Origin of the sequence: Streptomyces sp. NPDC007901 (assembly GCF_042959465.1) — a bacterium.
Lineage (GTDB): Bacteria > Actinomycetota > Actinomycetes > Streptomycetales > Streptomycetaceae > Streptomyces.
Window position 1 is genome coordinate 224,112 of record NZ_JBIBKW010000002.1, and the last position, 25,461, is coordinate 249,572.

General features: G+C 72.1%; 25 protein-coding genes, 1 other RNA gene and 1 pseudogene. 19 read left to right on the top strand and 8 right to left on the bottom strand.

The annotated features are described in order from the left end of the window. Position 1 precedes the first annotated feature (1 nt). The 4 genes from ACFZDK_RS06740 to ACFZDK_RS06755 all read left to right on the top strand — a co-directional run bounded on the left by ACFZDK_RS06740 (position 2) and on the right by ACFZDK_RS06755 (position 4,194). Positions 2–1,216: a beta-ketoacyl synthase N-terminal-like domain-containing protein gene (locus tag ACFZDK_RS06740; protein ID WP_390971580.1), complete on the top strand. Its 1,215-nt coding sequence runs from the start codon at positions 2–4 to the stop codon at positions 1,214–1,216. A 104-nt stretch (positions 1,217–1,320) separates the two neighbouring features. Continuing rightward, positions 1,321–2,751, top strand: a complete 1,431-nt coding sequence (locus tag ACFZDK_RS06745) for a DHA2 family efflux MFS transporter permease subunit (protein WP_390970446.1) — start codon at positions 1,321–1,323, stop codon at positions 2,749–2,751. A gap of 84 nt (positions 2,752–2,835) precedes the next feature. Beyond that, positions 2,836–3,372: a SigE family RNA polymerase sigma factor gene (locus ACFZDK_RS06750; RefSeq protein ID WP_390970448.1), complete on the top strand. Its 537-nt coding sequence runs from the start codon at positions 2,836–2,838 to the stop codon at positions 3,370–3,372. Positions 3,373–3,375: 3 nt separating this feature from the next. Continuing rightward, positions 3,376–4,194, top strand: coding sequence for a hypothetical protein (locus ACFZDK_RS06755; RefSeq protein ID WP_390970450.1), 819 nt, complete (start codon positions 3,376–3,378; stop codon positions 4,192–4,194). 34 nt (positions 4,195–4,228) lie between these two features. Here ACFZDK_RS06755 and ACFZDK_RS06760 read toward each other — a convergent pair whose 3' ends face one another. Beyond that, complete coding sequence (locus ACFZDK_RS06760) at positions 4,229–4,861, bottom strand: response regulator (RefSeq protein WP_390971581.1); 633 nt, start codon at positions 4,859–4,861, stop codon at positions 4,229–4,231. 260 nt (positions 4,862–5,121) lie between these two features. Here ACFZDK_RS06760 and ACFZDK_RS06765 point away from each other — a divergent pair, with 260 nt between their 5' ends. Beyond that, positions 5,122–6,693 carry an arabinofuranosidase catalytic domain-containing protein gene (locus ACFZDK_RS06765; RefSeq protein WP_390971582.1) on the top strand — a complete coding sequence of 524 codons (1,572 nt, stop codon included), beginning with the start codon at positions 5,122–5,124 and terminating at the stop codon, positions 6,691–6,693. On the opposite strand, the gene ACFZDK_RS06770 is transcribed toward ACFZDK_RS06765, so the two are convergent. Further along, entirely contained in the window at positions 6,671–7,942 is a 1,272-nt protein-coding gene (locus ACFZDK_RS06770) for a histidine kinase (protein ID WP_390970452.1), read from the bottom strand. The genes ACFZDK_RS06765 and ACFZDK_RS06770 overlap by 23 nt on opposite strands. A gap of 278 nt (positions 7,943–8,220) precedes the next feature. Between ACFZDK_RS06770 and ACFZDK_RS06775 the strand changes: the two genes are divergently transcribed. Genes ACFZDK_RS06775 through ACFZDK_RS06785 form a run of 3 tightly spaced genes read left to right on the top strand, consistent with a single transcriptional unit; the run spans position 8,221 to position 11,149 of the window. Further along, positions 8,221–9,078: a MaoC/PaaZ C-terminal domain-containing protein gene (locus ACFZDK_RS06775; RefSeq protein WP_390970454.1), complete on the top strand. Its 858-nt coding sequence runs from the start codon at positions 8,221–8,223 to the stop codon at positions 9,076–9,078. Between the two features lie 29 nt (positions 9,079–9,107). Then, a complete protein-coding gene (locus ACFZDK_RS06780) occupies positions 9,108–10,184 on the top strand; it encodes an alcohol dehydrogenase catalytic domain-containing protein (RefSeq protein ID WP_390970456.1) in 1,077 nt (358 codons plus the stop codon). A 14-nt stretch (positions 10,185–10,198) separates the two neighbouring features. Next, entirely contained in the window at positions 10,199–11,149 is a 951-nt protein-coding gene (locus ACFZDK_RS06785; RefSeq protein WP_390970458.1) for a 3-oxoacyl-ACP reductase, read from the top strand. 72 nt (positions 11,150–11,221) lie between these two features. On the opposite strand, the gene ACFZDK_RS06790 is transcribed toward ACFZDK_RS06785, so the two are convergent. Together ACFZDK_RS06790 and ACFZDK_RS06795 are read right to left on the bottom strand one after the other, a co-directional pair. Then, positions 11,222–11,374: a hypothetical protein gene (locus tag ACFZDK_RS06790; RefSeq protein ID WP_390970460.1), complete on the bottom strand. Its 153-nt coding sequence runs from the start codon at positions 11,372–11,374 to the stop codon at positions 11,222–11,224. 93 nt (positions 11,375–11,467) lie between these two features. Continuing rightward, positions 11,468–12,655, bottom strand: coding sequence for a hypothetical protein (locus ACFZDK_RS06795; protein ID WP_390970462.1), 1,188 nt, complete (start codon positions 12,653–12,655; stop codon positions 11,468–11,470). A gap of 188 nt (positions 12,656–12,843) precedes the next feature. On the opposite strand from ACFZDK_RS06795, the gene ACFZDK_RS06800 reads away from it, so the two are divergent. From ACFZDK_RS06800 to ACFZDK_RS06810, 3 genes are read left to right on the top strand one after another with little or no spacing between them, the layout of a single operon-like run. Further along, positions 12,844–13,683: a Nif3-like dinuclear metal center hexameric protein gene (locus ACFZDK_RS06800; RefSeq protein WP_365690412.1), complete on the top strand. Its 840-nt coding sequence runs from the start codon at positions 12,844–12,846 to the stop codon at positions 13,681–13,683. Then, positions 13,680–14,423: a C4-type zinc ribbon domain-containing protein gene (locus ACFZDK_RS06805; RefSeq protein WP_390971583.1), complete on the top strand. Its 744-nt coding sequence runs from the start codon at positions 13,680–13,682 to the stop codon at positions 14,421–14,423. Before ACFZDK_RS06800 ends, ACFZDK_RS06805 begins: the two co-directional genes overlap by 4 nt. A gap of 19 nt (positions 14,424–14,442) precedes the next feature. Next, positions 14,443–15,699 carry a bifunctional RNase H/acid phosphatase gene (locus tag ACFZDK_RS06810; RefSeq protein ID WP_390970465.1) on the top strand — a complete coding sequence of 419 codons (1,257 nt, stop codon included), beginning with the start codon at positions 14,443–14,445 and terminating at the stop codon, positions 15,697–15,699. On the opposite strand, the gene eda is transcribed toward ACFZDK_RS06810, so the two are convergent. Beyond that, on the bottom strand, positions 15,671–16,345 hold the full coding sequence (eda, locus tag ACFZDK_RS06815; RefSeq protein ID WP_390970467.1) for a bifunctional 4-hydroxy-2-oxoglutarate aldolase/2-dehydro-3-deoxy-phosphogluconate aldolase: 675 nt from the start codon (positions 16,343–16,345) through the stop codon (positions 15,671–15,673). The genes ACFZDK_RS06810 and eda overlap by 29 nt on opposite strands. 73 nt (positions 16,346–16,418) lie before the next feature. Continuing rightward, complete coding sequence (yaaA, locus tag ACFZDK_RS06820) at positions 16,419–17,201, bottom strand: peroxide stress protein YaaA (protein WP_390970469.1); 783 nt, start codon at positions 17,199–17,201, stop codon at positions 16,419–16,421. Between the two features lie 154 nt (positions 17,202–17,355). Between yaaA and ACFZDK_RS06825 the strand changes: the two genes are divergently transcribed. After that, positions 17,356–18,792 (top strand): RNB domain-containing ribonuclease, encoded by a 1,437-nt coding sequence (locus tag ACFZDK_RS06825; RefSeq protein ID WP_390970471.1) that lies wholly within the window; start codon positions 17,356–17,358, stop codon positions 18,790–18,792. 39 nt (positions 18,793–18,831) lie between these two features. On the opposite strand, the gene ACFZDK_RS06830 is transcribed toward ACFZDK_RS06825, so the two are convergent. Beyond that, positions 18,832–20,469 carry an FAD-dependent monooxygenase gene (locus ACFZDK_RS06830; RefSeq protein ID WP_390970472.1) on the bottom strand — a complete coding sequence of 546 codons (1,638 nt, stop codon included), beginning with the start codon at positions 20,467–20,469 and terminating at the stop codon, positions 18,832–18,834. 46 nt (positions 20,470–20,515) lie between these two features. Between ACFZDK_RS06830 and ACFZDK_RS06835 the strand changes: the two genes are divergently transcribed. The 7 genes and pseudogenes from ACFZDK_RS06835 to ACFZDK_RS06865 all read left to right on the top strand — a co-directional run bounded on the left by ACFZDK_RS06835 (position 20,516) and on the right by ACFZDK_RS06865 (position 24,864). Continuing rightward, a complete protein-coding gene (locus ACFZDK_RS06835) occupies positions 20,516–21,151 on the top strand; it encodes a TetR family transcriptional regulator (protein WP_390970474.1) in 636 nt (211 codons plus the stop codon). A gap of 88 nt (positions 21,152–21,239) precedes the next feature. Next, positions 21,240–21,659, top strand: coding sequence for a DUF4260 family protein (locus ACFZDK_RS06840; protein WP_390970476.1), 420 nt, complete (start codon positions 21,240–21,242; stop codon positions 21,657–21,659). A gap of 19 nt (positions 21,660–21,678) precedes the next feature. Then, positions 21,679–22,218, top strand: a complete 540-nt coding sequence (locus tag ACFZDK_RS06845; protein ID WP_390970478.1) for a WHG domain-containing protein — start codon at positions 21,679–21,681, stop codon at positions 22,216–22,218. A gap of 17 nt (positions 22,219–22,235) precedes the next feature. Then, complete coding sequence (locus ACFZDK_RS06850) at positions 22,236–23,066, top strand: AraC family ligand binding domain-containing protein (RefSeq protein WP_390970480.1); 831 nt, start codon at positions 22,236–22,238, stop codon at positions 23,064–23,066. A gap of 79 nt (positions 23,067–23,145) precedes the next feature. After that, positions 23,146–23,868: pseudogene (locus ACFZDK_RS06855) on the top strand (DMT family transporter); the annotation flags it as partial. Between the two features lie 115 nt (positions 23,869–23,983). Further along, positions 23,984–24,390, top strand: an RNA gene (rnpB, locus tag ACFZDK_RS06860) — RNase P RNA component class A. A 6-nt stretch (positions 24,391–24,396) separates the two neighbouring features. Next, on the top strand, positions 24,397–24,864 hold the full coding sequence (locus ACFZDK_RS06865; RefSeq protein ID WP_390970482.1) for a hypothetical protein: 468 nt from the start codon (positions 24,397–24,399) through the stop codon (positions 24,862–24,864). Between the two features lie 118 nt (positions 24,865–24,982). Here the strand turns inward: ACFZDK_RS06865 and ACFZDK_RS06870 are convergent, their stop codons facing one another. Continuing rightward, positions 24,983–25,456, bottom strand: a complete 474-nt coding sequence (locus tag ACFZDK_RS06870) for a hypothetical protein (protein WP_390970484.1) — start codon at positions 25,454–25,456, stop codon at positions 24,983–24,985. Positions 25,457–25,461 lie beyond the last annotated feature (5 nt).

Genomic DNA, 25,461 nt, shown 5'->3' on the forward strand with positions numbered 1-25,461 from the left:
CGTGAAGGCGTATGTCGCCGGGGTCGGGATGACCAGGTTCGAGAAGCCCGAGACCCGTGATTGGCAGTACTGGGGCATGGTCCGGGAGGCGGGCGGCTCCGCTCTCGCCGATGCGGGGATCTCGTACAGCGAGGTGGAACAGGTTCCGATCGGCTACTGCTTCCAGCCCTCCACCGCCGGTCAACGGGCCGCCTATGAACTGGGTCTCACCGGTGTCCCCGTCTACAACGTCAACAACAACTGCGCCACCGGCGCGACCGCCCTCATGCTCGCCCGGCAGCTCGTGGAGGGCGGCGCGGCCGACTGCGTCCTCGCCCTCGGCTTCGAGAAGATGAAGAGGGGCGCGTTGGGGAGCGGGGCCGACGGCGGGGCCCGCGGCGGAGCCGCTGACGACTGGAGCGCGACCTCTCCCGTCGCCCGGCACTACGGCGTGATGGCCGCCCGGCACGGCTTCGAGATGACCCCGCCCACCGCGCAGATCTTCGGCGACGCGGCCCGCGAGCACATGGAGCGGTACGGCACCACCGAGGCGCAGCTCGCCGCCGTGGCCGCCAAGAACCACCGGCACTCGGCGAACAACCCGTACGCCCAGTTCCAGGACGTCTACGAGGTCGACGACATCCTCGCCGCGCGCACGGTCCACCGCCCGCTCACCAAACTCCAGTGCTCGCCCACCTCCGACGGCGCGGCGGCCGCCGTGGTCGTCTCGGAACGCTTCGCCGAACGGCGCGGGCTCACCGGGCTCGTCGAGATCGTCGCGCAGGCGATGACGACCGACACCGAGGAGTCCTTCGCGTCCGGCTCGTGCATCGACGTCGTCGGACAGCCGATGTCCCGGGCGGCGGCCCGCCAGGTGTACGACCGCTCGGGCCTCGGCATCGAGGACGTCGACGTCGTGGAACTGCACGACTGCTTCTCCGTCAACGAGCTGCTGACGTACGAGGCGCTCGGCATGTGCGCCGTCGGCGAGTCCGGCAAGCTCGTCGAGTCCGGCGCCACGACCTACGGCGGGCGCTGGGTGGTGAACCCCTCCGGCGGGCTCATCTCCAAGGGGCATCCGCTGGGCGCGACCGGGCTCGCCCAGACCGCCGAGCTGGTCTGGCAGCTGCGGGGCACGGCCGGGGACCGGCAGGTGGCGGGGGCGCGGGTCGGCCTCGCGCACAACATCGGGCTGGGCGGGGCGGCGGTGGTGACGCTGTTCCGGACGGCGGCATAGGCCGGACGAGCAGGCCGTACGACCGGGGACCTAGGGCCGGGTGGGCCGAAAGCCGATCGAAAAGCCGATGCAAGGACCGTAACCGGGTTGAGAGCATGACACTCATGCTGGAAGCCGCGGACACCTCGCACATATCCCGCCGTACCGCGTCCCCCACCTGGCTGGTGGTGGCGCTGGCGTGTGCCGGACAGTTCCTGGTCGTGCTCGACGTGTCCGTGGTGAACGTGGCGCTGCCGTCGATGCGGGCCGATCTGGCGCTGAGCGCGTCCGGACTGCAGTGGGTGGTGAACGCGTACGCCATCGCCTTCGCCGGGTTCATGCTGCTCGGCGGGCGGGCCGGTGACCTGTACGGCCGCAAGCGGATGTTCCTGGTCGGGCTCGCCCTGTTCACGCTGGCCTCGCTCGGCGGCGGGCTCGCGCAGGACGGCTGGCAGCTGCTGCTGGCCCGGGCCGTGCAGGGGCTGGGGGCGGCCGTGCTGGCGCCCTCGACGCTGACGCTGCTCACGGCGGCCGTACCGGAGGGGGCGGCCCGGGCGCGGGCGATCGCCACCTGGACGGCGGTCGGCGCCGGGGGCGGCGCGGCGGGCGGGCTGGTCGGCGGGGTGCTGGTGGACGTGCTGTCCTGGCGCTGGGTGCTGCTGATCAACGTGCCGGTGGGCGCGGTGGTCCTCGCCGGGTCGCTACGGTGGCTGACGGAGAGCCGGGCCGGGGACGGCCGGCGGCTCGACCTGCCCGGCGCGCTGCTGGTGACGGCGGGCCTCGGCACGCTGGCGTACGGCATCTCGCAGACCGAGGCCGAGGGGTGGACGGCCGCCGCCACCCTGGTCCCGCTGGCCGCCGGACTCGCGCTGCTCGGGCTGTTCCTGGCGGTCGAGGCGCGTACGGCGGCCCCGCTGATGCCGCTCGGACTGCTCGGCCGGCGCGCGGTGGCCTCCGCCAACGCGGCCATGCTGGTGTCCGGCTCGGCGATGTTCTGCATGTGGTACTTCATGACGCTCTACGCCCAGAACGTCCTCGGATACTCCCCGCTGGAGGCCGGTCTCGCCCTGGTGCCCAGCTCGGTCGCGGTGCTCGTCGGCTCCAAGCTGGCGCCGCGGCTGATGCGGCGGGCGGGGACGCGGACGGTGGCGGTGGGCGGCACGCTCGTCGCGGCGACGGGCTTCGCCTGGCAGTCGACGCTGGGCCCGCACGGGGCCTATACGACGGCCATCATGGTCCCGGGGATCCTGATGATGCTCGGCGCGGGTCTGGCCGCGACCCCGCTCGCCTCGCTGGCCACGTCCGGGGCGGCACCGGCGGAGGCCGGGCTGCTGTCGGGGCTCGTCAACACCTCGCGGACGATGGGCGGTTCGCTGGGGCTCGCGGTGATGTCGACGATCGCGGCGGCCCGGACCGGCGGGGACGGCGGGGCGGCCGCCCTGACGGCGGGGTACGCGGCCGCGTTCCGCACCAGCACCGGGCTGCTGCTGGGCGGGGCGGTGCTGATGCTGCTGTGGCTGCCGCGCCGGGGAGCCGTGGCGCGGCAGGTTCGGTAGCTTCGGTTGGCTCCGGAGAATTTCCGCGGGGCGGGCAACGGTCCGGGCGGCTCGTGGACTCCTCTTTGCATCTAGGAGGTGCCCATGGGGGAGCGGAAGGACGCTCGGGACGAGGAGTTCCAGAGCTTCATGATCGGCCGCTGGCCGCGGCTGATGCGTACGGCATTTCTTCTCACGGGGGAGCAGCACGCCGCCGAGGATCTGGTCCAGTCGACGCTCGAACAGGTCTTCGTGGCCTGGCGGAAGGTCGGCTCGGCCGACGACCCGGAGGCGTATGTGCGGCGCGTGATGATCAACGCGCACGCGCGCCGGCACAGAAGGAAACTCAAGGAGTTCCTCGCCCCCAGGGACGACTCGGGCCTGGTGCGCGAGGTGCCCGACACGGGGGACCGGATCGCCCAGGCCGACGACCGCAGCACCCTGCTCACCGCACTCGCCCAACTGCCGCCGCGGCAGCGTGAGGCGGTGGTGCTGCGCTACTGGGAGGACCTGACGGAGACCCAGGCGGCGGAGGCGATGGGCTGCTCGGTCGGCACGGTGAAGAGCAACGCGGCCAAGGGGATCGCGAAGCTCCGTGCCATACCGGGACTGGCCGACATGGTGACGCAAGGGAGGGCGTGACGGATGAGCGCGGACCGGGAGAACCACGACATGACACAGGCAGAGGCGGACATCGCCCTCCTCCTCGCGGACGCCACGGACGCCGTCGAGATCGGCACGGCCCCCGTCCAGGCGGTGATGCGCGGCGGCCGGCGGCGCCGGGCCCGGCGCTGGGCGGTGTCGGCGGCCACCGCGGTGGTGGTGCTGGGCGGATCGGCGGGGGTGACACTGGCGTTCGCCGGGCTGCCCGGTGAACACCGGACGCAGGTGGCGGCCAAGCCGGCGTCTCCCGAGGCGCGGCATGTGTACGAGCCGCAGCGGACCACGCTGTCCCGCGGGACGTACCAGGGCAGGGAGTGGAGCGTCAGTGTCCAGGTGTGGGGAGCGCCGCGCAACGAGACCGAGGCGGACCGGCAGTTCGACGCCATGGGCGCACTGGGGATGAAGCCGGCGGACGTCCGGGTGCCCGCCGATCTGATCGGCAAGATCTCGTACTTCGCGACCCGGGGCTGGGAAGGGGAACACGGCCAGCAGGTCATGTTCAACACCGTCCGCACACCGGAGACCTATGCCGGCACGGACCTGGAGGCCATCGCGACCCGCTTCTCGTCCGACCCGGCGAGCTCGGGCCGGCTGGTGATCGGCATCGTCGCGAAGACGGCCCAGGAGGTCACCTGCCACTGGAAGGACGGCCGGACCGGCGTGGCCCACCCCCTCGTGGGCTTCTCGGCGCACGACGACGGCAACGCGATCCGTGCGGTCGACGGCTTCCCGACGGCGAACTGGTTCGTCTGCGTGGCCCCGCAGGGCACGGTCTACCAGTCGGCGGAGGTGACGAAGTAACGCGCCGCCGCCCGTCGGCCGGCCCGCCGGGAGGTCACAGCCACCCCTGCTGACGGGCCTCCCGTACCGCCTCCGCCCGGTTGCGGGTGCCGGTCTTGCCGATCGCGGCGGAGAGGTAGTTGCGGACCGTCGACTCCGACAGATGCAGCTTCGCCGCGATGTCGGCGACGGTCGCGCCGTCCACCGAGGCCTTGAGGACGTCGCACTCGCGGGCGGTGAGCGGGTTCGGCCCGGCGCTGAGCGCGGCCGTGGCGAGCGCCGGGTCGACCACGGTCTCCCCGGTGAGCACCCGCCGGATCGCCTGGGCCAGTTCCTCGACCGGCCCGTCCTTGACGAGGAACCCGGCCGCCCCGGCCTCCATCGCCCGGCGCAGATAACCCGGCCGGCCGAAGGTGGTGAGGATCAGCACCCGGCAGTCGGGGGCCTGGTCGCGCAGCCCCGCCGCCGCGTCCAGGCCGCTGCGGCCCGGCAGTTCGATGTCGAGGAGGGCCACGTCGGGCCGGTGGACCAGGGCCGCGTCCACGATCGCGTCGCCGGTCCCGACCTGGGCGACGACCTCGATGTCCGGCTCCATGCCGAGCAGTAAGGCGAGCGCCCCGCGCATCATCCCCTGGTCCTCGGCGAGCAGCACCCTGATCGACTTGGCGGGCCGGTGGGACCGGGGCATCTCGTTCGCAGGCTCGTACACAGGCCAAGCGTAGCTTCAGGGGCGGCAATTAAAGAGTAGTTATTGTTCCGGCCCGCAGGTCTTGACGGAAGTTGACCGTGCTCAAACAATCACCTCTGCAATTCCCCGAATGGTCGGCGAACGGTCGGCATTTCGACAGCTGAATAGGTTCGGTATATCGATCGAACGGCGTTCGGTATATCGGCCACGCACCCGCACCGCCCTACGAGGAACCGAAGAAGAGGTGCATCGTGTTCTCAGTGACCCCAGGAGCCGCGCGCTCCTGTCCGCCCCGGCTGAAGAGAGCCGTGCTGTCCGTGCTGGCGGCGTTCGTGACCATCGCCGCGCTCGTCGTCGGGGCCGGCGCCCCGGAGGCGTCCGCCGCGAGCTCGCTGCCCTGTGACGTCTACGCCGCCGCCGGCACGCCCTGCGTCGCCGCGCACAGCCTGGTCCGGGCGCTGTACTCGTCGTACAGCGGCTCCCTCTACCAGGTGCAGCGCGCCTCGGACAGTGCCACGGCCAACATCGGTCTGCTGGCCACCGGCGGCTACGCCAACGCGGCCGCGCAGGACTCCTTCTGCGCCGGTACGACCTGCATCATCACCAAGATCTACGACCAGTCCAGCAAGCACAACGACCTCACCGTCGAGGGTGCGGGCGGGGCCGGCGCGGCCGATGTCGGCGCCCCCGCGGACGCCCTGCCGGTGACCGTCGGCGGGCACCAGGTCTACGGCCTGGAGATCTCGGCCGGCATGGGCTACCGGGACAACTCCACCTCGGGAGTCGCCACCAACGGCGGCGCCGAGGGGATGTACATGGTCACCTCCGGCACCCATGTGAACGGCAGCTGCTGCTTCGACTACGGCAACGCCGAGACCAACAACAAGGACACCGGCAACGGCCACATGGACGCCATCAACTTCGGCACCGAGTGCTGGTTCTCGCCCTGCTACGGCTCCGGCCCCTGGGTGCAGGCGGACCTGGAGAACGGGCTGTTCCAGTCCAACCTCGGCCACAGCACCAACTCGTCCAACACGGGCACGGGCGCGATACCGTTCGTCACCGCTTTGCTGAAGAACAACGGCCAGGATCATTTCGCACTGAAATGGGGAAACGCGCAATCGGGCGGTCTGACGACCACGTATTCCGGCAGTGAACCCAGCACCAGCAGCGGTTACTCGCCGATGCACCAGGAGGGCGCGATCGTCCTCGGCACCGGCGGCGACAACAGCAACGGCTCCATCGGCTCCTACTTCGAGGGCGTGATGACCTCCGGCATCCCGACCGACGCCGCCGACGACGCCGTCCAGTCCAACATCGTCTCCGTCGGCTACGGCGGCGCGACCGGCTCCACCGGCACTCTCAATGCCGCCTCGGAGATCTCCCTGCGGGCCACCACGTCCTGCTGCACCACGGACTTCGTCCGCCACCAGAACAACGCCGGCGTCATGTCCGCCATCACCTCCAGCAGCTCCGCTCTCGACAAGAGCGATGCCACCTGGATCGTCCGCCCCGGCCTGGCGAGCAGTTCCTGCGTCTCGTTCGAGTCCCGGAACTACCCCGGCGACTACCTGCGCCACTACAACTACAAGATCTACCGGCAGCCCATGGACGGCACCAGCACGTATCGACAGGACGCCACCTTCTGTCCGACGACCGGCAAGAGCGGCACGGGCACGTCCTTCGCGTCCTACAACTACCCGACGAAATACCTACGCCACTACAACTACAACCTCTACATAGCGAGCGACGGAGGTTCCAACGCCTGGGACACCGCCACCTCGTGGACCGACGACGTGAGCTGGGCCGTCAGCTCGCCGTGGGCGCCGTAGCCACCATCGAGGTCAGCAACTCCAGTGCCTCGGTGGGGAGTTCCGCGGTGACCGTGAAGCCGCCGCGCGGCGCCGGGCCGGCCCTGAGGGAGCCGCCCGCCGCCGCGAGGCGCTCGGTCAGCCCCTTCAGGCCGGTGCCGCCGATGCCCCCGCTGCGGGGCTCGGCGGCCGCCGCGCCCGATCCGTCGTCGGTGACCGTCAGCAGGACCCGCTCGGCGCCGCTGTCGACGGTGATCTCGCAGCGGCCGGCGTCGCTGTGCCGGACCACGTTGGTGACGGCCTCGCGCACCACCCAGCCAAGCAGCGTCTCGGTCTGCGGCGCGAGCGGGGCCCCGGACTGCCGGACCACCGTCTCGACGCTCGCCGCGGCGAGGGCCGAGCGGGCCCGGGTGAGCTCGGTGGCGAGGCTGCCCTCGCGGTAGCCGGTCACCGCCTCGCGGATCTCGGTGAGCGCCTGCCGGCCGACCGACTCGATGTCGGAGACCTGTGCCAGCGCCGCGTCCATGTCCCGGGGCGCGAGCCGCCGGGCCGCCTCCGACTTCACGACGATCACCGACAGCGTGTGCCCGAGCAGATCGTGCAGATCCCGGGAGAACCGCAGCCGCTCCTTCTCCACCGCACGCCGGGCCAGCTCCTCGCGGGCCGCGCGCAGCTCCCGTACGGCCTCGGAGAGGGAGAGGATCGCGGCGGTGATCATCGTGGAGAGGAAGGTGCCGTAGGCGATGGTGATGGCGTCGGACCCGTCCCGGTACCAGGAGACCGCACAGGCGAAGCCGGCCAGCAGGATCCCGGACCGGCCCAGCCAGGGGCCGCGCAGCACCGCGCCGGTGGCCAGGCCGAGCAGCGGGAAGAACATCAGCCAGTTGCCGCCGTAGCCGAGGGCCAGGCCCGTGGTCAGCAGGCCCATCAGCAGCAGGGCGACACGGGTGGAGACGCTCTCCCGGGCCTCCTTGTGGAAGGAGCGGAAGGTCACGTAGACGTACAGCGAGTTGAAGGCGAGCAGGCCCAGGCCGCCGATCCACGGGTTGGGCGTCTTGCCCTGGAGCAGGTTGGAGAAGGAACCCAGCCCCATCAGCAGCCAGGGGAGCAGCGCGAAGCCGGTCGGCGGCGGCCCCGGATGCTCCGGCACCTTCCCGCTCCTCCGCGCGGCCTTCTGCTGCTCCTTGAAGCGGGTCATCTCCTCCCGCCACTGCGCACGAGCCCGCTGCCAGGCACCCACCCGGCACTTCACCTGCCGCCACCACGCCATGTCGCCCGTCCCCCGATCCGTACCGGTCCAGCGCTACGACCATACGAAAGGGCGGGCCCGTCCGGCAGGGGTGGATGTACGGCCCTGGGCAGGACAAATGTCCCGGCCCGGCGCGGCCGGATCTGACACGACGTCAGGAGCCTTCACAAGTGCGGAGCGCTGGGCTATACAAGGGGCGCTGGAATGGAACGCGTTCTAGATCCGTACCCGTGGACGACCTCGGTGCGGCCGACGGTGCGGACGGCCGTGCCGAGGTCTTGAGACACCTCAGGAGCCGTATGCCCATCGACGCCGCCAAGGCCCTCGCCGCCGAACCCAGGTCAGGGGAGATCCGCTGGGAGCGCCGGGACGTCCAGCTCTACCACCTCGGCATCGGCGCGGGCCGCCCCGCCACCGACCCCGACGAACTGCGCTACACCCTGGAGACCCGGCTGCACGTCCTGCCCAGTTTCGCCACCGTGGCGGGCACCGGCTCGCCCGGGGTGATCAGCGGACTGTCCATGCCCGGCGTCGACGTCGACCTCGCCAAGGTGCTGCACGGCGGCCAGTCCCTCACTTTGCACCGCCCCATCCCCGTCGCGGGCACCGCCACCGCGACCGGCCGCATCGCCGCCGTGTACGACAAGGGCAAGGCGGCCGTCCTGGTGATGCGCACCGAGGTCGCTGACGCCGACGGCCCGCTGTGGACCAACGACGCCCAGATCTTCGTCCGGGGCGAGGGCGGCTGGGGCGGCGACCGCGGGCCCTCGACCCGGCTGGACCCGCCCTCCGGGAAGCCCGACCGGACCGTGGAACGGGGCATCCGCGAGGACCAGGCCCTGCTCTACCGCCTCTCCGGCGACTACAACCCGCTGCACGCCGACCCCGAGTTCGCCAAGCTCGCCGGCTTCGACCGGCCCATCCTGCACGGGCTGTGCACCTACGGCATCACGCTCAAGGCGGTCGTGGACACCCTGCTCGGCGGGGACGTGAGCCGGGTGCGGTCGTACGGGACGCGGTTCGCCGGGGTGGTGTACCCGGGGGAGACGCTGCGCATCCGGATGTGGCACGCGCCCGACTCCACACGGGTCGCCGTCAGCGCCGCCGAGCGGGACGACGCGCCCGTCCTTGCCGACACGATCGTCGAACACTCTTGATCCAGTGAGCAGTTGAGGGGAGCCGCACCATGCGCGCAGCCGTTCTGCACGAGATCGGCCAGGAGAAGCTGGAGGTCCTCGACGACGTCGAGGCGGTGGGGTTCGGGCCCGGCAGGGTGCGGATACGGGTGCGCGCCACGGGGCTGTGCCACTCGGACCTGTCGGCGATGAACGGGGTGCTGCCGCAGCCGGGCCCGTTCGTGCCCGGGCACGAGGGCGCGGGCGAGGTCCTGGAGGTGGGGGAGGGTGTCACCCGGGTGAAGCCCGGCGACCGGGTCGTCGTCTGCTGGCTGCCGGCCTGCGGGGCGTGTCCCGCCTGCAAGCGCGGGCAGACCGAGCTCTGCCTGGCCGGGTTCATGAACGCCGGCACCCCCAACTTCAAGCGCCCCGGCGGTGATGTCTTCGGCTTCGCGGGCACCGGCACGTTCGCCGAGGAGGTCGTGGTCGACGCCGGGTGCGCGGTGCCGATCCCGGACGACGTGCCCTTCGACATCGCCGCGCTGATCGGCTGCGGCGTGACTACAGGGCTCGGCGCCGCTCTCAACACGGCCGACGTGGAGGCCGGTTCGGCGGTCGCCGTCATCGGCTGCGGGGGCGTCGGCATCTCGGCGATCCAGGGCGCGCGGCTCAAGGGCGCGGCCGAGATCGTCGCCGTCGACCCGGTCGCCTCCCGGCGTGAGTCGGCCCTCAGGTTCGGGGCGACCAGGGCCGTCTCACCCGACGAACTGCCCGGCGCCAAACAGGAGGTCACCGCGGGCGAGGGCTTCGACTACGTCTTCGAGGTCGTCGGCAAGTCCGCGACCGCCCGCACCGCGTACGAGAACACCCGGCGCGGCGGCACGCTCGTCGTGGTCGGCGCGGGCGCCATGGACGACTTCCTTCAGCTCAACATGTTCGAGCTGTTCTTCGACGAGAAGCGGATCCTGCCGTCCATGTACGGCGGCGGGGACGTGGTCCGCTCCTACGAGCGCACCATCGCCCTGTGGCGGGCGGGCCGCGTCGACCTGGAGGGCCTGATCACCCACCGGGTGCCGCTGGCCGAGATCAACGAGGCCCTGGACCAGATGCGCACGGGAACGGCGCTGCGCACCTGCATAGAGATCTGATGGGGAGCCGTCGTATGCCGGAGTCGGAGAGGCCGCTGGACGGACGCACCGCGATCGTCACCGGTGCCGGCCGTGGGCTCGGCCGGGCCGAGGCGCTCGAACTCGCCCGGCTGGGCGCGGCCGTCGTCGTCAACGACTTCGGGCAGCCCGGCCGCGACGGCTCCGGGGCGGCCTCCGCCGGACCGGCCGAGCAGGTCGCCGAGGAGATCCGCGCGGCGGGCGGACAGGCCGTCGCCCACACCGGGGACGTCGCCGACTTCTCGCAGGCGCGAGACCTTCTCACCCTCGCGACAACCACCTACGGCCAACTCGACATCCTCGTCAACAACGCCGGCATCCTGCGGGACCGCATGGTCTTCTCGATGACCGAGGAGGAGTGGGACTCGGTGATCCGGGTCCACCTCAAGGGCCACTTCAACACCACCCGCTTCGCGGCGGCGCACTGGCGGGAGCGGTCCAAGGCGGCAGGCGGCGCGAAGGTGTACGGCCGGATCGTCAACACCTCCTCCGAGGCCTTCCTCGCCGGCTCCGCGGGCCAGCCCAACTACGCGGCCGCGAAAGGCGGGATCGTCGGCCTCACCACCTCCACGGCCCTCGCCCTCGCCAAGTACGGCGTGACCGCCAACGTGATCTGCCCGCGCGCCCGCACCCGGATGACCGAGGACGTCTTCGCCGGGTTCGAACAGCCCGTCGAAGGGCTCGACCCCCTCGCCCCCGAACACGTCGCCCCGCTCGTCGGCTACCTGGCCGCACCGGCCGCCGAGCGGATCAACGGCCAACTCCTGGTCGTCCACGGCGGCATGGTCGCGATCGTCGACCGGCCGCGCGTCCAGGCCCGGTTCGACAGCAAGCAGGACACCTTCAGCTACGACGAACTCGACGCCCTGCTCACCCCGCACTACGCGGACCGGCCGCCGGGGGAGACGTTCGCGGCGGCGGAGGTGCTGGGGCTCAAGCGCCAGTAGGACGGCGCCTGCAGGACGGAACACGACAGCGGCCCCGCCCCCGAAAGGGCGGAGCCGCTGTCGTACCTACCCTCAGGCCGCCGCCTCGGCAGGCTCCGGCTTGCGGTGCCGGCCGCTGGGGGCCGTTTCGCTCTCCTGGCCCGAGACCTGGCCACGGTGCTTGCCGTGACCGCCCGTCTCGTGAAGCTCGGCGGACAGCTGCTCGGACGTGCTGTGGTCGCTCATCGGAAGAATTCACCCCGTCAACATGATCTTTCTTACAGCGCGGCGAGTTTAACCGGCCCACCACGGGGTGAATCCAGGCGGGCACGCCGACCGCTACGGGTTCGTTACAAGCCGTGCCAACGGAGCCTGTTGCAAGGGCACCGGCCGGTTCACGACAGGCTCCGGGGGATCCGGTTCAGCCGGATCCCCCGGGCCCGCGTCCCCCGGCCCCCCGTGTTCCCCCGCCATCCCCGCGTCCCCCGTCTCCCCCGGCTCCCCCCAGGGCACTGCCACCGCCGCCACACCGCACGGGACCTCCCCCGTGGTGTACGGCAGCAGCAGTGCCCCGTCCCGCGTCCACAGCCCGGCGCCGGCCAACCACCCTTCCGGCGCCGGGAGATGGCACACCTTGCGGGTTCTGGGCCGCCAGGCGCCGACCCAGCTGCCCAGCGGACCGTCGATCCGCAGCGCGACCCCGCAGTTCTCCGGCATCAGCACCTGCCCCGGCTGGATCGCGAACGGCGTCACCGTGCACTCCGTCGCCCGCAGGCTGTCCGGGAAGCGCACCGGCAGCGTGCTGCCGAGGACACCCCAACCCAACCGTTCCTGCCCGGGGGAGGGCGCGTCCGAGCCGACCAGGATCAGCCCGCTGTCCGCGTCGGCGAGCAGCAGCCGGTCGTCGCTCTCGGCCGCGATCTGCAGCAGCGGCGACACCTCGCCCCCGCGCCCCAGATCCACCACGACCGCCTTGGTCCGCCCGCCCAGCTCCCGGTCCAGGGCCAGCATCCGCCCGGCCCGGTCCAGCCAGACCCCGCCGGAGCAGCGCCCCGGGACCACCGCGAGCCGCTCGGGCCCGAAGGCGCCGCCCGCCACCAGCCACACGGTGGAGGAGCGCGGGCCCACGGCGAGCGCGCACGCGGCCGTGCCTCCCGGCGCGGGCGGCAGCAGCCGGAGCGAAGCATCCTCGTCCGGGCACTCCACCGCGCCCAGCGGCAGCTCGCCGGTGCCGGGACCGGTCGGATAGAGCAGGGCGAAGTGGTGGCGCCCGTCCACCAGGCGGTGGATGAGCACCCGCCCGTCGCCCATCGGCTGCACCTCCGTGTCCGGCTCCTCCGGCTGGTTGCCGGGCAGCGGTACGGCGTAGGGCTCGGGGCCGTCCAGCGTCCACCGCTCCGGGAAGCAGGAACCATCCTGCTGAGCCAGCCGGGCCGCGTAGGTCCCGTCCGCCGTGATGGCGCAGCCCGCCCCCGGCACGCTGTCGTCCTCGTCCGCAGCCGAGGGTTCGATCGCACAGGCCGTCATCGTTCGGTCACCTCCGGCCACGAAGCTAGTTTTCGCACGCACAGGCGGGGGACCGCCCGCCCATGGCTTCACACATACGGGTGCACACTCGACGATTCGCCTGAGGAAACGGGGACGGGTGTGCTGAGCGTCGTCTCCCGTGGGCGAGCAGGTACGGCCCGACGGAACAGGCAGGTAGCCTTTTCCCCGTGCCCCGTCTGTCAGAAGTCATCGCCGCGCTGGACGACCTGTGGCCCGCCGAGCGGGCCGAGTCCTGGGACGCGGTCGGCACCGTCGTGGGCGACCCCGACCAGGAGGTCACCCGGGTCCTGTTCGCCGTCGACCCGGTCCAGGACATCGTCGACGAGGCGGTGAAGCTGGGCGCCGACCTGCTGGTCACCCACCACCCCCTCTACCTGCGCGGTACGACGACGGTCGCGGCGACCCACTTCAAGGGCCGCGTCGTCCACACGCTCATCAAGAACGACATCGCGCTGCACGTCGCCCACACCAACGCCGACACCGCCGACCCGGGCGTCTCCGACGCGCTCGCGGGCGCCCTGGACCTGCGGGTCGTACGACCCCTCGTGCCGGACCCGACGGACCCGGAAGGCCGCCGGGGCCTGGGCCGCGTCTGCGAGCTGGACCACCCGGTGACCGTCCGCGAGCTCGCCGACCGGGCCGCCGCCCGCCTCCCCGCCACCGCGCAGGGCATCCGCGTCGCCGGCGACCCCGAGGCCCTCGTCCGCACGATCGCCGTCAGCGGCGGTTCCGGCGACAGCCTCTTCGACGTCGTACGCGCTGCCGGCGTCGACGCCTTCCTCACCGCCGATCTGCGCCACCACCCGGCGTCCGAAGCGGTCGCCCACAGCCCCCTCGCGCTGCTCGACGCGGCGCACTGGGCGACCGAATGGCCCTGGTGCGAGCTGGCCGCAGCCCAGCTCGACGAAATCTCCGACCGCCACGGCTGGGACCTGCGCGTGCACGTCTCCAGGACGGTCACCGACCCCTGGACCAGCCACTCACCGTCCCTTGGAGCCCCCAACTGAACGCCGCGCCCGCCGACCAGATCCGACTCCTCGACGTCCAGGCCCTGGACGTCCGCCTCCAGCAGCTGGCGCACAAGCGGAAGTCGCTGCCCGAGCACGCCGAGATCGAGTCGCTGACCAAGGACCTCACCCAGCTGCGCGACCTGCTCGTGGCCGCGCAGACCGAGGAGAGCGACACCGCCCGCGAGCAGACCAAGGCCGAGCAGGACGTGGACCAGGTGCGCCAGCGCGCCGCCCGCGACCAGCAGCGCCTGGACTCCGGCGCGGTCACCTCCCCCAAGGACCTGGAGAACCTCCAGAAGGAGATCGTCTCCCTCGCCAAGCGCCAGGGTGACCTGGAGGACGTCGTCCTGGAGGTCATGGAGCGCCGCGAGTCCGCGCAGGAGCGGGTCGCCGAACTCACCGAGCGGGTCGGCGCGGTGCAGGGCCGGATCGACGAGGCGACCGCCCGCCGGGACGCGTCCTTCGAGGGGATCGACGGCGAGGCGGCGACGGTCACCAAGGAGCGCGAGGTCATCGCCGGCTCGGTCCCCGCGGACCTCCTCAAGCTCTACGACAAGCTGCGCGAGCAGCAGGGCGGCATCGGCGCGGCCAAGCTGTACGCCCGCACCTGCCAGGGCTGCCGCCAGGAGCTCGCCATCACCGAGCTGGCCGAGGTCCGCAAGGCCGCGCCCGACACCGTGGTCCGCTGCGAGAACTGCCGCCGCATCCTGGTGCGTACGGCCGAGTCGGGTCTGTAGCAACACCTAAGGGGCGCACGTGGCAAGGGAGTTCATCGTCGAGGCGGACGGCGGCTCCCGGGGCAACCCGGGACCCGCCGGCTACGGCGCGGTGGTCGTCGACGCGGCGACCGGCGAGACGCTGACGGAGGCCGCCGAGTACCTCGGCGTCGTCACCAACAACGTCGCCGAGTACCGCGGCCTGCTCGCGGGCCTGCGCGCGGCCCACGCCCTCGACCCGTCCGCCGCCGTCCACGTCCGCATGGACTCCAAGCTGGTCATCGAGCAGATGTCGGGCCGCTGGAAGATCAAGCACCCCGACATGAAGCCGCTCGCGAAGGAGGCGGGCCGCGTCTTCCCCGCGGACCAGGTCACCTACGAGTGGATCCCCCGGGCCGAGAACAAGCACGCCGACCGCCTGGCGAACGAGGCGATGGACGCGGGGAAGCGGGGCGAGCAGTGGTCGGCTTCGGCGTCGACGGCCGAGCTGGACGCGGGCGGCAGGACAGCGCCCCGTAAGGGGCGCGGGGCTGAGACATCTGCGGCTCCGCCGCGTGGGCGCGACCAGCCCCCACGCACCGGCACTGTGACGACGACCGACAAAACCACCGCCGACACCCGCGCCGCGAGCACCGTCGCGAGCCCCGGCTGGAGTTCGGCCCCTGACCTCGGTGCCCCTGCCACCTTCGTCCTCCTCCGCCACGGCGAAACCCCCCTCACCCCCCAGAAACGCTTCTCCGGCAGCGGCGGCACCGACCCCGCCCTCTCCGACGTCGGCCTGGAGCAGGCGCAGCGCGTCGCCGAGGCCCTCGCCCGGCGCGGCACGATCGAGACGATCCTCGCCTCCCCGCTCACCCGCACCCGGCAGACCGCCGGCGCGGTGGCCGAGCGCCTCGGCCTCGACGTCACGATCGAGGAGGGGCTGAAGGAGACGGACTTCGGCGCCTGGGAGGGCCTCACCTTCGGCGAGGTCCGCGAGCGCCACCCGGACGACCTGAACGCCTGGCTCGCCGACCCCGAGGCGCACCCCACCGGCGGCGGCGAGAGCTTCGCCGAGACCGCGACGCGCATCGCGGCCACCCGCGACAAGCTGGTCGCGGCCTACGCGGGCCGCACGGTCCTGCTGGTCACCCACGTCACGCCGATCAAGACGTTCGTCCGGCTCGCCCTCGGCGCCCCGCCGGAGTCCCTGTTCCGCATGGAACTGTCCGCGGCCTCCCTGTCGGCGGTGGCGTACTACGCCGACGGCAACGCGAGCGTACGGCTCTTCAACGACACGTCCCACCTGCGTCCCTGAGACCGTCCCCGGGGCCGCCCCCGAGACCGTCCCGGAGCCCCGCCGCCGCCCGCGCCAGCGCCTCGACGCGGGCCCAGTCCCGGGCGGCCACGGCATCCGCCGGGATCATCCAGGTGCCGCCCACACAGCCGACGTTGGGGAGGGCGAGGTACTCGGGCGCGTTGTCCGGCCCGATCCCGCCCGTCGGGCAGAAGCGAGCCTGCGGGAGCGGACCGGCGAGGGACTTCAGGTAGGCCGTGCCGCCGGCCGCCTGCGCCGGGAAGAACTTCATCTCCCGCACCCCGCGTTCGAGCAGCGCCACGACCTCCGAGACGGTCGACACCCCCGGCAGGAACGGCACCCCGGACGCGGTCATCGCCCCCAGCAGCCCGTCCGTCCACCCGGGGCTGACGAGGAACCGCGCCCCGGCCGCCACGCACTTGGTGACCTGACCGGGCGTGAGGACGGTCCCCGCCCCGACCACCGCGCCCGGCACCGCACCGGCGATCGCCCGGATCGCGTCGAGCGCGGCCGGGGTCCGCAGCGTCACCTCGATCGCGGGCAGCCCACCGGCCACCAGCGCCCGCGCCAGCGGTACGGCATCGCCGGCGTCCTCGATCACGACGACGGGCACGACGGGCGCGAGGTCCAGCACGGAAGTGGGCATGCCGCCATCCTGGCGAGGCGCTGCACCTTGCGCAATCACCGTTGCATATCGCGCAATGACCACGCCGAGGGGCTCAGTGCACCTCCGTGACCAGCACATCCACCGCCCACGCCTGCCCCGCCTTCCCCGGCGCCGCCGCCTCCACCTCGTACCCCAGGTCCCGCAACGCCTCCACCAGCTCGCCCGGGCCGGCCGGCGCGATCCCGGCGGTCAGCAGGCTCCGTACGATCCGCCCCTTCGTCGCCTTGTTGAAGTGGCTGACGACCTTCCGGGTCGGCGCGTGCAGCACCCGCACCGTCGCGGTCCGCCCGGCCACCTCCCCCTTCGGCTTCCACGCCGCCGCGTACGCCGCCGACCGCAGGTCCAGTACCAGCCCGGACCCGGCCGCCTCCGGCAGCACCTCGGCCATCGGCCCGCGCCAGTGCGTGCCCAACGCGCCCAGACCCGGCAGCTTCACCCCCATCGAGCAGCGGTACGACGGGATCCGGTCCGTCACCCGGACCGCGCCCCACAGCCCCGAGAAGACCAGCAGCGACCGCGCGGCGCGCCTCTTCGCGGCCGCGTCCAGGGAGGCCAGGCCGAGGGCGTCGTACAGCACCCCTGTGTAGACCTCCCCGGCCGGACGCGCACCCGCCGTCCGCAGCTCCGCGTTCTTCGCGACCTCGCCGCGCAGCCCCTCGCTCAGCCCGAGCACCTCGCGCGCCTTCTCCTCGTCGCCCGCGCACAGGTCGACCAGCTCGGCGAGCACCGCCGCGCGCGCCTGAGCGAGCCCCGGCAGCGACAGCGACTCCGGCTTCAGCGGGGCACCACGACCCGAGGACGCCTTGCCCTCCGAGGGCGGCAGCAGGACCAGCACACGTACTCCTCTTCACCGAAGACTCGCCGACGACCCGCCGACGACCCGCCGACGACGCACCGACGATTCACCGACGACGTCCGGCACCGTTCGTCATCAACGCTTCGCGCCAGCGTAAGGGGCCGGAGTCGCCCGATGTGATTACGCTCGTCCTATGCCCAGCCGTCACATCCGCGTCAAGGGCGCCCCCGAGGCCCCCCTCAGGGCCGCGCTCGCCGCGCTCCGGACCGACCTCGCCGTCCCGGAGAGCTTCCGGCCCGAGGTGCTCGCGGAGGCCGAGGGCGTCGCGCACTACCCGGCCGTGCCCGGGCACGACGCCACCGACATCCCCTTCTTCACGGTCGACCCGCCCACCGCGCACGACTTCGACCAGGCGATGCACCTGTCCCGGCACGACGGCGGCTACCGCGTCCGGTACGCCATCGCCGACGTCGCCGCCTTCGTCGTACCCGGCGGTGCCCTGGACTCCGAGGCGCACCACCGCGTCAACACGCTCTACTTCCCCGACGAGAAGGTGCCGCTGCACCCCGCCGTGCTGAGCGAGGGCGCGGCCAGTCTGCTGCCCGGCCAGACCTGCCCGGCCGTCCTGTGGACCATCGACCTGGACGCGGAGGGGCGGACGGTGACCGCCGACGTCCGCCGCGCGCTCGTGCGCAGCCGGGCCAAGCTGGACTACGCGGGAGTGCAGAAGCAGATCGACGAGGGGACCGCCGAGGAGCCGGTCGCGCTGCTCAGGGAGATCGGCGAGGCCCGCGAACGCCTCGAGGTGGAGCGCGGCGGCATCTCGCTCAACGTGCCGGAGCAGGAGATCGTCGAGTACGACCACACCTACGAGCTCACCTACCGCGCCCCGCTGCCCGCCGACGCCTGGAACGCCCAGATCTCCCTGCTCACCGGCATGACCGCCGCCGAGCTGATGCTGGCCCACGGCACCGGCGTGCTCCGCACCCTCCCGGTCGCCCCCGACGGTGCCGTCGCCCGCCTGCGCCGCACCGCGCACGCGCTGCGCATCGAGTGGCCGCACCACGTCTCGTACGCGACGCTGATCCGCTCCCTGAACCCGCACCGCCCCCGGCACGCGGCCTTCCTCCAGGAGTGCACGACGCTGCTGCGCGGCGCCGGCTACACGGTCTTCCGGGACGGCGCCCTGCCCACCATCACCACCCACGCGGCCGTCGCCGCCCCCTACGCCCACTGCACCGCGCCCCTGCGCCGCCTCGCCGACCGCTACGCCTCCGAGCTGTGCCTGGCGGCCGCGGCCGGCGAGGACCCGCCCGACTGGGTGCTGACGGCGCTGGACACGCTCCCCAAGGAGATGGCCGAGGGCGCGCGGCGCGCGGGCACGGTGGAGCGGGAGAGCGTCGACATCGTCGAGGCGGCCCTGCTCAAGGACCGGGTCGGGGACGTCTTCGACGGCTGTGTGGTGGAGGTCGAACAGCGCCGGCCGACCGTGGGGCGGGTGCTGTTGCAGCAGCCCGCCGTCATAGGCCGGATCGAGGGCGGGGAGCCCCTTCCACTGGGCGAGCGGCTGTGGGTACGGCTGACCGAGGCCGATCCGGGGACGGCGAAGGTGCGGTTCGCGCCCGCGTGAGCCGTCGTACGAGACCGGTGGCGTCGTCGGACGACAGGCTCAGGAGGCGACGAACCAGCGGGCCAGGACGTCGTCGAGGCCGTCTCCCTGATCGTTCCCGTTCATCCGGTCCGTCCCGTCCGTCCGGTCCGTCCCGTCCGCGGCCCAGGCCACGAATCCGTCGGGCCGTACCAGCAGAGCGGCCAGCTCCGGACGCCCCGGGCAGGCCGCGGTGACGACGTCCACCCGGTCGCCGTACTCCTCCGCGCGGGCGCGCAGCTTCGGGTCGTCGGCGAGGTCGAGGAGCACGGCACGGCCGACGTGCAGATGGTCGCCGAGCCGGGTGCCGTCGGAGAGTTCCAGGTCGGGGGCGCTGTGCCCGGTCAGCGGGTGCTCGCCGGGCAGCTCGTAGCGCTGCCAGACGCCGGAGATCTGCTTGACGAGGTACGTCGTCCCGGCCGTCGTCAGCGCGAGGTCGGTGACGACCCGGCGCAGGGCGCGGGCGTGCCGGTCGGGGCGCATCACGGCGATCTGGGCGCGGGTCCAGTCCAGTACCCAGGCGCCGACCGGGTGCCGTTCGGCGGTGTAGCTGTCGAGGAGGGAGTCCGGCGCGAGCCCGCGCACCACGGCGGCGAGCTTCCAGCCGAGGTTCATGGCGTCGCCGAGCCCGAGGTTGAGCCCCTGCCCGCCGAACGGCGAGTGCACATGCGCCGCGTCCCCCGCGAGCAGCACCCGGCCCCTGCGGTAGCCGTCCGCCTGCCGGGCGTTGTCGGTGAACCGGGTCGAGGAGTGCACCTCGTGGACGGTCACCTCGTCGACGCCCGACACCCGGCGCAGGGCGGCCTGCAGCTCCTCGGCGGTGATCGGCGCCGAGCGGTCGGCGGGCGGCCCGTCGAACTCGACGGTCAGGATCCGGCCCGGGAAGGGCCCGTTGACGTACGTCCCGACGTCCGTCGTGTTCCACCCCTTCCCCAGCCGCTCGCCGCCCGTCATCTCGACGACCGCCTGATAACCGGTGATCTCCGGCTCCGTACCGGGGAAGCCGAACCCGGCGAGCTTGCGGACCGTGCTCCGCCCGCCGTCGCACCCCACCAGCCACCCGCACCGGACCCGCGCGCCGTCGGCGAGGTGTACGACGACTCCGTCCTTTCCGTCCCCTCCGTCCTCGTCGGCGTCGAATCCGGTCAGCTCCACGCCCCGGCGGACCTCGACGCCGAGCCGCTCGGCGCGGGCGCCCAGGATCCGCTCCAGCTCGATCTGGGGGATGCCGAGGCCGACGCCGTCGGCGGGGCCGATGTCGGCGAACGCCGGGTCGGAGTCGTCGAACAGGTCACCGCGCATCATGATCCCGGCGAAGTGCCCGGCGAACTTCGGGGGAGTCCGGGGCGCGTCCGGACCCCGATCGCCGAGGAAGGCCCGCATCCGCCACCGGTTGCGCTCCCAGGCCGCCGCGAGATCCGGCAGCATCCCCCGCCGGTACAGCGCCACCCCGCCCGCCGTGTTGATCCCGCCGGCCTTGATGGTCTCGTCCGGTTCGGCCAGCCGCTCCACGACCAGCACCCGCGCCCCGCCGAGCCGCAGCTCCCCGGCGAGGAAGAGCCCGACGGGTCCGCCGCCGGCCACCACCACGTCGTAGTCCGTGCCGTTGTCGCTGTTCCTGTTGCTCTTGCTGTTCTTGCTGCTGTCTGTCGTCGTCATGGCTTCACTGTAGTCACTAAAAGTTTCGAGCGGCTATAGTTTTCTTGTGACGGACAGAAATGTGGCGGGTGGCGGCAAGCCGGGGGAGTCCCTGCGGGAGCGCAAGAAGCGGGAGACGCGGCAGCGGATCTCGAACGTGGCGACCGTGATGTTCCGGGAGCGCGGCTTCGAGCAGGTGACGGTCGTCGAGGTCGCGCGGGCGGCCGGGGTCTCGGCGATGACCGTCTTCAACTACTTCCCGCGCAAGGAGGACCTGTTCCTCGACCGCATCCCGGAGGCCGTCGAGGCCTTCGCCGGAGCGGTGCGGGACCGCGGGCCCGACGAGTCCCCGCTCGCGGCGCTGCGCCGCCTGGCCTTCCGGTTCATCGACGCCCGGCACCCGCTGGGTGGGATGGGGGAGAACTTCGTCGGCTTCTGGCCCGTCGTCGCCGAGTCGCCGGCGCTGCGGGCCCGGGCCCGCGAGGCGGTCGAGGAGGTGGAGCGGGCGCTGGCCGGGGCGCTCGCCGAGGCCGGGCTCGCCGAGCCGGAGCTGGCGGCGGCGGTGGTCGTCGCCGCGTACCGCTCGGTGTGTGTCACCTCGGTGAGCCGTCAGCTGGCGGGTGAGCCGTTCGCGGGGCTGGCCGTGGACCACCGGGAGCGGATGGGGGCGGCGTTCGACGCGCTGGAGCGGATGGCGCTGTAGGCCCTGAGCGCCCTCCCTTGACGGCTAACGCCGTTAGCCCTACCGTTGTGGCTAACGGCGTTAGCTGAAGTGCCCTCGGGAGGCAGCCATGACCAGCACCACGAACGTCACCCCCACCCTCCGCACCGCCACCACGGTGGTGCGCCGCACGGCCTGGCTGGCGGGCGCCCTGTTCTGGACGGCGTTCGCCGTGCTGGAGGGCGTGAACCACGGCTGGCTCGCCGGTGCCCTGGCCCTGCTCTTCCTGGTCCTTCCGGACCTCACCTTCCTGGTCGCCCTCGACGAGGCGCCCCGGATGGCGAAGGGACAGCTGCCGCCGCGCGCGGTGCCGTACTACAACGCGATGCACCGCGCGCTGATCCCGCTGGCGCTGCTGGTGACGTACGCGTTCGGGCCGGTCGCCTGGCCTCCGGCCTTCGCCGCGCTGTGCGGCTGGCTGGCCCACATCTCGTACGATCGCGCCTTCGGGTACGGGTTGCGGACGAAGGAAGGCTTCCAGCGTGGCTGACGTGACGGAGGCGAAGGGCATGACTGATGTGACTGATGTGCCCGACCGGCTGACGCCGAGGGCGCGGGAGATCGTGGCGGCGGCCCGGGACCTGCTGGAGGAGTCCGGCCCCGCCGTCCTCACCATGCGCACCCTCGCCGACCGCCTCGGCATCAAGGCCCCCTCCCTCTACAAGCACTTCCTGGACAAGCACGCGGTGGAGGTCGAGCTGACCGCGCAGATGCTGGAGGAGTCGGCGGCGGCCCTGGAAGCGGCCGCGACCCGGACCCCCGGCTCCCTGGAGGCCCTGGCCCAGGCCTACCGCACCTACGCCCTGGCCCACCCCCACCTCTACTGCCTGGCCACGGAACGCCCCCTGCCCCGCACCCTCCTGCCGGAGGGCCTGGAGGACCGGGCCGCTCTCCCGCTCCTGCGGGCCTGCGGCGGCGACCGGGACCTGGCCCGCGCCACCTGGGCGTTCGCGCACGGCATGGTCGTCCTGGAGATCCACGGCCGCTTTCCGGACGACGCGGATCTGGACGCGGCATGGAAACGGGGTGTGAAGGCGTTGCACCCTTAGCGCAAGGGGGTGCGAAGGTGGCCGAACACGCACGGTGGACGAGGGCCCGGCTGGGCCGGTGCGGTCCGTCGCTCGACCTGCTGACGGCGAATTTCGAACGGCACACCTACGCCCCGCACGCGCACGCCGAGTTCACCATCGGGGTGTGCGTCGGCGGCTCCGAGATCATCGACTACCGGGGCGGCCACATCAGCACCGGCCCCGGTTCGATCGTCGTCCTGGCCCCCGGCGAGATGCACACGGGCGGCCCGGCCACCCTGACCGACGGCTACGCCTACCGCGCCCTGTACGCGGCCCCGGCCCTGCTGGCGGACGGCACCCTGAACGCCGGCACCCCGCACTTCCGCGACCCGGTCCTGGACGACCCGGAACTGGCCGCCGCCTTCCGCGCCGCCCACACCACCCTCTCCACCTGCCCCGACCCCCTGGAAGCCGAATCCCGCCTCCCCTGGCTGCTGACGGCCCTGTCCCGCCGCCACTCCACGGCCCGCTCGGCACCGGACCGCATACCCGGCGCCGCCGGCATCGCCCTCCTGGTCCGCGACCGCCTGGCCGACGAACTGACGGCCCCACCGTCACTTTCCGACCTGGCCACGGACCTCGGCCTCTCCCGCTACCAACTCCTCCGCGCCTTCCGCACGACCATGGGCGTCCCGCCGTACGCCTGGCTGGCCCAGTACCGGGTCGACCGCGCCCGCGGCCTGCTGGAAGCGGGCCTGCGCCCGGCGGAGGTGGCGACCCTGGTGGGCTTCGCCGACCAGGCCCACCTGACCCGCTGGTTCCGCCGGGTGCTGGGGGTGACCCCGGCGGCCTACCGCAACAGCGTTCAAGACGCGGCACGGTCCTGACACCGATGCTTGCCGTATGACTGCACGCGGCTGGTTCTTGTTCTCCCTCATGGGAGTGATCTGGGGTGTTCCCTACCTGATGATCAAGGTGGCGGTGGACGAGGTGTCCCCGTCGACGGTGGTCTTCGCGCGGTGTGCCGTGGGCGCGCTGCTGCTCCTCCCCCTGGCGATCCGCCAGGGCAACCTGCTGGGCACCCTCCGCACCCACTGGCGCCCGATGCTGGCCTTCGCGTGCATCGAGATCATGGGCCCGTGGTTCACCCTCACCGACGCAGAACGCCACCTCTCCAGCTCCACCGCCGGCCTGCTGATCGCGGGCGTCCCGATCGTCGGCGTGGTCGCCGCCCGCTACTTCGGCGGCGAGCGCGAACACCTGGGCGTCCGCCGGATCGCCGGCCTCCTGATCGGCCTGGCAGGCGTAGCAGTCCTGACCGTCCCCCACCTGACCGGTGGCGACGCCCGCTCCCTCGGCGAGGTACTCCTCACCGTGATCGGCTACGCGACGGCCCCCCTGATAGCGGCCCGCCGCCTGAAGGACGTCCCGACGCTGCAGCTGATAGCGCCGTGCCTGACCCTGGCGGCGTTGGTCTACGCCCCGGCAGCGGCAGCCACGTGGCCGTCCTCGATGCCTTCGACGAACGCGTTGGTGTCCCTCCTGGCCCTGGGAGTCCTCTGCACGGCGGTGGCCTTCGTAGCGTTCTTGGAGCTCATCAAGGAGATAGGCCCGACCCGCTCCACGGTGATCACGTACGTCAACCCGGCGGTGGCGGTGGCGGCGGGCGCCCTCTTCCTGGGCGAGAGCTTCACCCCCACCATCGCCGTCTCCTTCGCACTGATCCTCACAGGCTCCGTGCTGGCGACGATGGCCTCGGCACCGAAGAGGCCCGCCCGCCCGGTAACATGGTCGACACGGCAGACGAGCCGGGCGGACGGCCGCGTGGAGTCCCCTTGACGGGGGGCTTCCCGAGGAACGTCCGGGCTCCACAGGGCAGGGTGGTGGCTAACGGCCACCCGAGGCGACTCGCGGGACAGTGCCACAGAAAGCAAACCGCCCAGCACCTCGGTGCTGGGTAAGGGTGAAACGGTGGTGTAAGAGACCACCAGTGCCCAGGGCGACCTGGGCAGCTAGGTAAACCCCACCCGGAGCAAGGTCAAGAGGGGCGCCGTGAAAAGCGCCCTGCGCGGACGTTCGAGGGCTGCCCGCCCAAGTCCGCGGGTAGACCGCACGAGGCCGGCGGCAACGCCGGCCCTAGATGGATGGCCGTCACCCCGGCACCCGCGAGGGACCGGGGCACAGAACCCGGCGTACAGCCCGACTCGTCTGCCATTGGTGCTCGACCCCGTCGAGGTCGAGAAGTGGATCACTGCCCGCATCGCCAAGCACGTCGGCAACCCGGCCTTCATCGAGCTCGGCCAGCGTTTGAATGCTCTGCGGGAGAAGTACGCCGACTCCCAGCAGGCATCGCTGGAGTTCCTCAAGGAACTATTCCCGCTGGCGCGAGACACAGTCGCAGCGGAGAAGGCCGCCGCCGAGGTACCCCGCGAGGAGCGCGGCAAGGCCGCCCTGACCGAACTCTTCGAGTCGCTCAGGGGTGAGGAGACTCCGATCATCGCCGAGAAGGTCGTCGACGAGGTCGACTCTGTTGTCCGTGCCGTCCGCTTCGACGGTTGGCAGCACACCAGCGAAGGCGATCGCCTTGTCCAGCAGGCACTCCGTAAGGCGCTCTGCATCAAGTTCAAGATTCGCGACCAGGAAGTTTTCGGGAAGGCACTGGGATACATTCTCGAGTACTACTAATTGTTTAAGGCGGCGTTCGTCAGCACCCCGCGACTAGCAGATACAGGTAACCGAGTTCCGGCGCTACGTCCTATGATGGCGACGCATGCACCCACGCGGCGTGCTGCCATAACGCTGTTCAGCGTGAGGCACCCTCCGGCCACAACACCCGTACGGGGATGCCGTTGCGTTCGGCATAGTTAACGACGTCCGCCGTCCCGCCGTACCCCCGCGCGGGTTTCCCATCCCACACGGCAAGCAGCTCATCCACCAGACCGACGAGGACTTCGCTCCCCGTCTGGTGGGCCTCCGAGGTTGACTCGGTCATGCCGGTCTCGTGCACGTCGGCCGCTTGCCGGATCAGTTTGTCGTACGTGTCGTGATGCCATTCGGGGAGGCCGTCGCGATATTCGGATGCCGGAATGACGACTTCGAGGCGCCCGCCGTGCATCAGAACCGCCTCGGCGAACCAGGAGTCGGGACCATCAGCGATGCACGAGACGGCGACCAGATCTGAGGCGTCGTAGCCGCGTACCGCCTCGTCGAGCATCGCCCGCACCTGTTCCTCGACCTCTGCGCTCAGCCCGCGATGTCCCGTGATCCCCACCCGCACTCTGT